The organism is Brevundimonas sp., assembly GCF_016463485.1.
In the GTDB taxonomy this organism is placed as follows: domain Bacteria; phylum Pseudomonadota; class Alphaproteobacteria; order Caulobacterales; family Caulobacteraceae; genus Brevundimonas.
The window spans coordinates 1-4,502 of the sequence record NZ_JAEMRD010000199.1 but is presented as its reverse complement, the minus strand read 5'-3'; the positions used below and the strand labels follow the sequence as shown (position 1 = coordinate 4,502).

The window sequence follows — 4,502 nt, the reverse complement described above, 5'->3', positions numbered from 1 at the left end:
CCTTCGGCCGCGCCCAGCGCGCTGCACCGCCCGAAGGGGCGATGAGCCTGTATGCCGTCTATGCCCTGATCCTGTTCGCCGTGCCGACGTTCGGACTGGCTGCCATGATCGCCCTGGTGTCGGTCATCAGCCGACCCGTTCCCGCCCAGGATCTGGCGGCCAGCCATTTCATCTTCCAGAAGCGCACCCTGTGGATCGCCGCGTTCGGTGCCGCGATCGGCGTCGTGCTGATCGCCGTGAACCTGGGGGTCTTCGTCCTCGTCGGGATGGCGCTCTGGGTCATCGTGCGCGGCGCGGCGGGCCTGATCCGCCTGGCCGCCGGCCGCCCCGTCAAGAACCCGCTGACCTGGACGATCTAGGAGCCCCCATGACCGACACCGGACCGACCCAGCCCCGTCTCGGCGAAGGCCTGCATCCTTCAGAGGGCAAGCCCGCCGCGATCATCGCCTGGGCCCTGTACATCCTGTCGATCCCCAGCGCGAACCTGCTGGTCATCGTCGGCCTGGTCGTCGCCTATGCCGGTCGCGGGTCGGCGACGGGCGTGGCGCGGGATCATATCGAGGCCCAGATCGCCCTGTTCTGGTCCGTCTTCTGGTGGACCATCGGCCTGTGGATCGTGACGATCGTAGCCTTCGCCACTGTGATCCTGTTCCCGCTGGGATTTGTCGGCCTGCTGCTGCTGTTCCTGCTGCACATCTGGTTCACGGTGAAGAGCGTGCTGGGGCTGATCAATCTGTTCTCCGACAAGGCCCCCTGAGGCTTTTCGAGGAACAGGCGGGCGCGCCGGTGGTTGATCCTGTGCCACCCCGGCAGCCTTCAAGGATCCACCCCATGACCGATTTCCGCGACGTAACGGCCGAACAGCGGTTCGAGCAGGGGTTCACCGACGCCGACGGCGCGCTTCGCCGCGTCTGGGCCGACTATGCGATCCAGGGCGAGGTCCGCGCCATCCTGCACGTCGAGGCCGAGGACGAACTGCGCGGCTCGGGTGCGGCGGGTCGCTTCATGGCCAGCCTGGCCGACCATGCCCGGTCACAGAAGATCAAGCTGATCCCCCGGTGCAGCTATGCGGTCGCCTGGTTCCGTCGCCACCCGGACCAGTGTGACGTCCTGGCGTAGGGCTCAGGGCAGGCGGCTGACGATGGTCTTCATCGTCTCGGCCTTCTGGGGCAGATCGACCATCAGGCGAGACGCGATCTCGCGCGCGCCGACCGGATAGGCGTCACCGCCCTCGGCGATCTCCTTGGCCATTTCGGCGGCCTGGAACAGCACCTTTTCCAGCGCCTCGACCTGTTCGAGCGCCAGGGCCCGTGCCTCGAGCTGGAGGCGCTTGACGCGTTCGGACGTGGTCTCGGGTGCCCGCATCAGGTCATAGATCGCGCTCTGGGCCGCGACGAGGCGCAGGTCGGGTTTGCTGGGCGTGCTGGACGATTTCGGCATGACGGGATTCCTTCGTCAGCATCGAATGCGGATCCAGCTTGACCGTTCCCGCCCGACGGGGCCCTTTGGATGAAGGTATCAGACTGTGGCGGCCGCGCATCAGGTCGGCGGCGTCGGATCGTTGGTCGTGACAAGTTCCGGCCGTCGCGCCTAGATTGCACAGGCAAGGACGAGGCAAGGTATGCGGGCTGCATTGATTTCGGGATTGCTGGCGACCTTGATCTGGCCGATCGCCGCTCATGCCGAACCCGTCTGGCAAAGGATGAGCGTCGGCCAGGCCCGGGACCTGGTTGAAGGCGAAGGCGGCAAGGTCGAACAGGTCGTCGATACCGAGACCGGTGAGTACGTCATGACCGTCCGCTCTTCCGACAAGCTGCCGTTCAAGCTCAAGGGCTTCGACTGTCGCGGCGTGGGCGAGGCCAAGTCCTGTGTGCGGTACGAGTTTGTCGCCTATTTCAGGTTCGACGGCGAGGAAGAGGCCGCGCGTTACGAGCGTGACCTGGCGATCAACTGGCTGGCCGACCAGTCGAGCGACGACGGGTATCTGGACGTCTGGCGCATGGGTTCGCTGGAGGGCGGCGTCACCCGCGCCCACATGCGTTACCAGCTCCGCGCCTTCATCGATGCGGTCTGGGCTGCCCAGGAAACGGTCTATCCGCCCAAGACAGCGACCGGATCGCCCGGCACGGGCTGAGGTTTCCGGATCACAGCGTCCCGGCGTCGGCCATGTGATCGACCCGGCTGTCGGCCCGTTGTCCGTCCTGCTCCTCCTCCAGAACCTCGGCGGCCTGGTCGTTGAGGGCGCGGCCCTCGCGGCGGGGTTTGACATAGGGTTCGGGCTGCGGGGTCGAGGTGTTGTTGCGCCACAGCGACCGGCCGGCCTGCAAGCCCCCCGCGACCTGGAGGGTCAGCCGTTCCTCGTCGCGGCGACGGACGTCCTCGATCGTCTCGCGCGCCTCGTCTTCGGAAAAACCCAGATCCTTGAGCACATGTTCGCCGAAGGCCAGGGCGCTCTCGAAGGTCTCGCGGATGTGGAACTCGACGCCGGCATTGATCAGGCGGATCGAATGCCCCCTATCGTAGGCGCGCACAAATAGCTTCACGAGCGGGAACTCGGACTGGACGAGTTCGACGATCCGGTCGGCCGCCTCCGGCTTGTCGACGCAGACCAGCACGGTCTCGGCCGTCTCGACGCCCGAGGCGCGCAGCACGTCCAGGCGGGTGCCGTCGCCGTAATAGACCTTGAACCCGAATTTGCCGGCGGCCTGGATCATCTCGACATCGGAATCGACGATGGAGACGTCCACGTCGCGCCACAACAGGGTCTGGGCCGCGACCTGGGCGAAGCGGCCGAAGCCGATGATCAGCACTCGCTCGCGCAGGCCCTCGGCGTGATCCACGCCCTCGGCCTCGTCGGGCGACAGGGTCTCGTCCGGGCGCAGCTTGTCGGCGATCGCGAGACGCAGCGGCGTCAGGGCCATCGACAGGATGACGACGGCCGACAGGATGGCGGCCGTACGCGGATCGAACAGGCCTGCGACGGCGGCGGTGGAATACAGGACGAAGGCGAACTCGCCGCCCTCACCCATCAGGGCGGCGCGCAACAGGCCCTCTCCGTGCGACTGTTTCAGGCGGGCGACGACATAGACGCCGATCATCTTGGCCGCCGAGAAGGCCGCGACCCCGCCCAGAACCCAGGCCCAGTCGCGGACCACGACGTTCAGGTCCAGCGACATCCCGATGGCGAGGAAGAACAGGCCCAGCAAGATGCCCCGGAACGGCTCGACGTCGGCCTCCAGCTGATGCCGGAAACTGCTCTCGGACAGCAGCACCCCGGCCAGAAAAGCGCCCATGGCCATCGACAGCCCGCCCAGGGACATCATCCAGGCCGCGCCCAGGACGACGACCAGCGCCCCCATGGTCATCACCTCGCGCCCGCCGTATGTGGCCAGGATGCGGAACAGGGGGTTCACCAGCCAGCGTCCGGCGACATAGACGACCGCCACCGCGCCGACCGCCAGACCGATCGTCTGCCAGACCGGCCGCGCGTCCTCGACCACGCCGCCGTAGGCGACCCCCAGTACCGCGACCATGGCCAGCAGGGGCACGATCGAGATGTCCTCGAACAGCAGGATCGACACGACCCTCTGCCCCGCCGGCTCGGACTGTTCGTTGCGCTCGTCCAGCAACTGCATGACGATGGCGGTGGACGACAGGGCGAACCCGAACCCGGCCACGAGAGCGGCGTACCAGGGCAGGCCCGCCAGCATGGCCGCCCCGGTCAGAAGCGCGCCGCAGGTCAGGACCTGGATCGCGCCCAGGCCGAAGATCTCGCGCCTGAGGCTCCACAGCCTGGCCGGGCGCATCTCGAGACCGATGATGAACAGGAACAGGACGATGCCGATCTCGGCGACGTGCAGCATGGTCTCGGGTTCGGACACCACGCCCAGCACCGACGGCCCCAGAACCAGTCCGGCGGCCAGATAGCCCAGCACGGCACCCAGCTTGAACCGCTTGAACAGGGGCACGGCGACCACGGCGGCCGCCAGAAGGGCGACCCCGTGCCCCAATCCCATTCCTGTCGGATCAGCCATGCCGTCGCCCCGTCTTTCGCATGTCCCATAGTGGCGACTGCGGCGACGCTTTGCGACCCGCGCGCGTTCACATTGTGCGAACCGCCGGCGTCGCGGCCGGGACCGCGAACACAAATGCCACAGCCGGGGATCGCCCTATTTCGCGCCGATACAGGCCACAGTTTCGACGAACGCCAGTCGGTCTCATGCGGGCAACGACATAACCTGGGAGGATGCGATGCTGGCGACCATGCTGAAACAGGGGGTGGCGGCCGTGCTCGGCCTGTCGGTGGCGGCCCCGACCGTGTTGCCGGTATCACCGCCACAGGTCGGACGCGCCTTCGAGGATGGCGACGGCATGGTCAGCCAGGCCGCCTGCGAGGCGGTGGGGATCCGACTGCGCGACCCGAGACAGACGGATTCCATCATGGCCACCGGCACACGGATGGCCATGCCCGCCCCGCCCTCGGTCGCACCGCCGCCCATCGC

5 protein-coding genes and 2 pseudogenes are annotated in these 4,502 nt (G+C 67.4%); 5 read left to right on the top strand and 2 right to left on the bottom strand.

What is annotated here, in order from left to right:
- The 3 genes and pseudogenes from JHC99_RS17600 to JHC99_RS17590 form a co-directional block, all read left to right on the top strand.
- Nucleotides 1-359 (top strand): annotated as a pseudogene (locus JHC99_RS17600) (hypothetical protein); the annotation flags it as partial.
- Between the two features lie 8 nt (nucleotides 360-367).
- Nucleotides 368-757: a hypothetical protein gene (locus JHC99_RS17595; RefSeq protein ID WP_292155962.1), complete on the top strand. Its 390-nt coding sequence runs from the start codon at nucleotides 368-370 to the stop codon at nucleotides 755-757.
- A gap of 74 nt (nucleotides 758-831) precedes the next feature.
- On the top strand, nucleotides 832-1,119 hold the full coding sequence (locus JHC99_RS17590; protein ID WP_292155961.1) for a GNAT family N-acetyltransferase: 288 nt from the start codon (nucleotides 832-834) through the stop codon (nucleotides 1,117-1,119).
- Between the two features lie 3 nt (nucleotides 1,120-1,122).
- Here JHC99_RS17590 and JHC99_RS17585 read toward each other — a convergent pair whose 3' ends face one another.
- Entirely contained in the window at nucleotides 1,123-1,440 is a 318-nt protein-coding gene (locus JHC99_RS17585; protein WP_292155960.1) for a hypothetical protein, read from the bottom strand.
- 181 nt (nucleotides 1,441-1,621) lie between these two features.
- Here JHC99_RS17585 and JHC99_RS17580 point away from each other — a divergent pair, with 181 nt between their 5' ends.
- The gene (locus JHC99_RS17580; RefSeq protein WP_271146246.1) at nucleotides 1,622-2,134 is read left to right on the top strand and encodes a hypothetical protein; all 513 of its coding nucleotides are present in this window, start codon (nucleotides 1,622-1,624) and stop codon (nucleotides 2,132-2,134) included.
- 10 nt (nucleotides 2,135-2,144) lie between these two features.
- Here JHC99_RS17580 and JHC99_RS17575 read toward each other — a convergent pair whose 3' ends face one another.
- A complete protein-coding gene (locus JHC99_RS17575; RefSeq protein ID WP_292155959.1) occupies nucleotides 2,145-4,034 on the bottom strand; it encodes a monovalent cation:proton antiporter-2 (CPA2) family protein in 1,890 nt (629 codons plus the stop codon).
- Between the two features lie 217 nt (nucleotides 4,035-4,251).
- Here JHC99_RS17575 and JHC99_RS17570 point away from each other — a divergent pair.
- Nucleotides 4,252-4,502: pseudogene (locus JHC99_RS17570) on the top strand (VWA domain-containing protein); the annotation flags it as partial.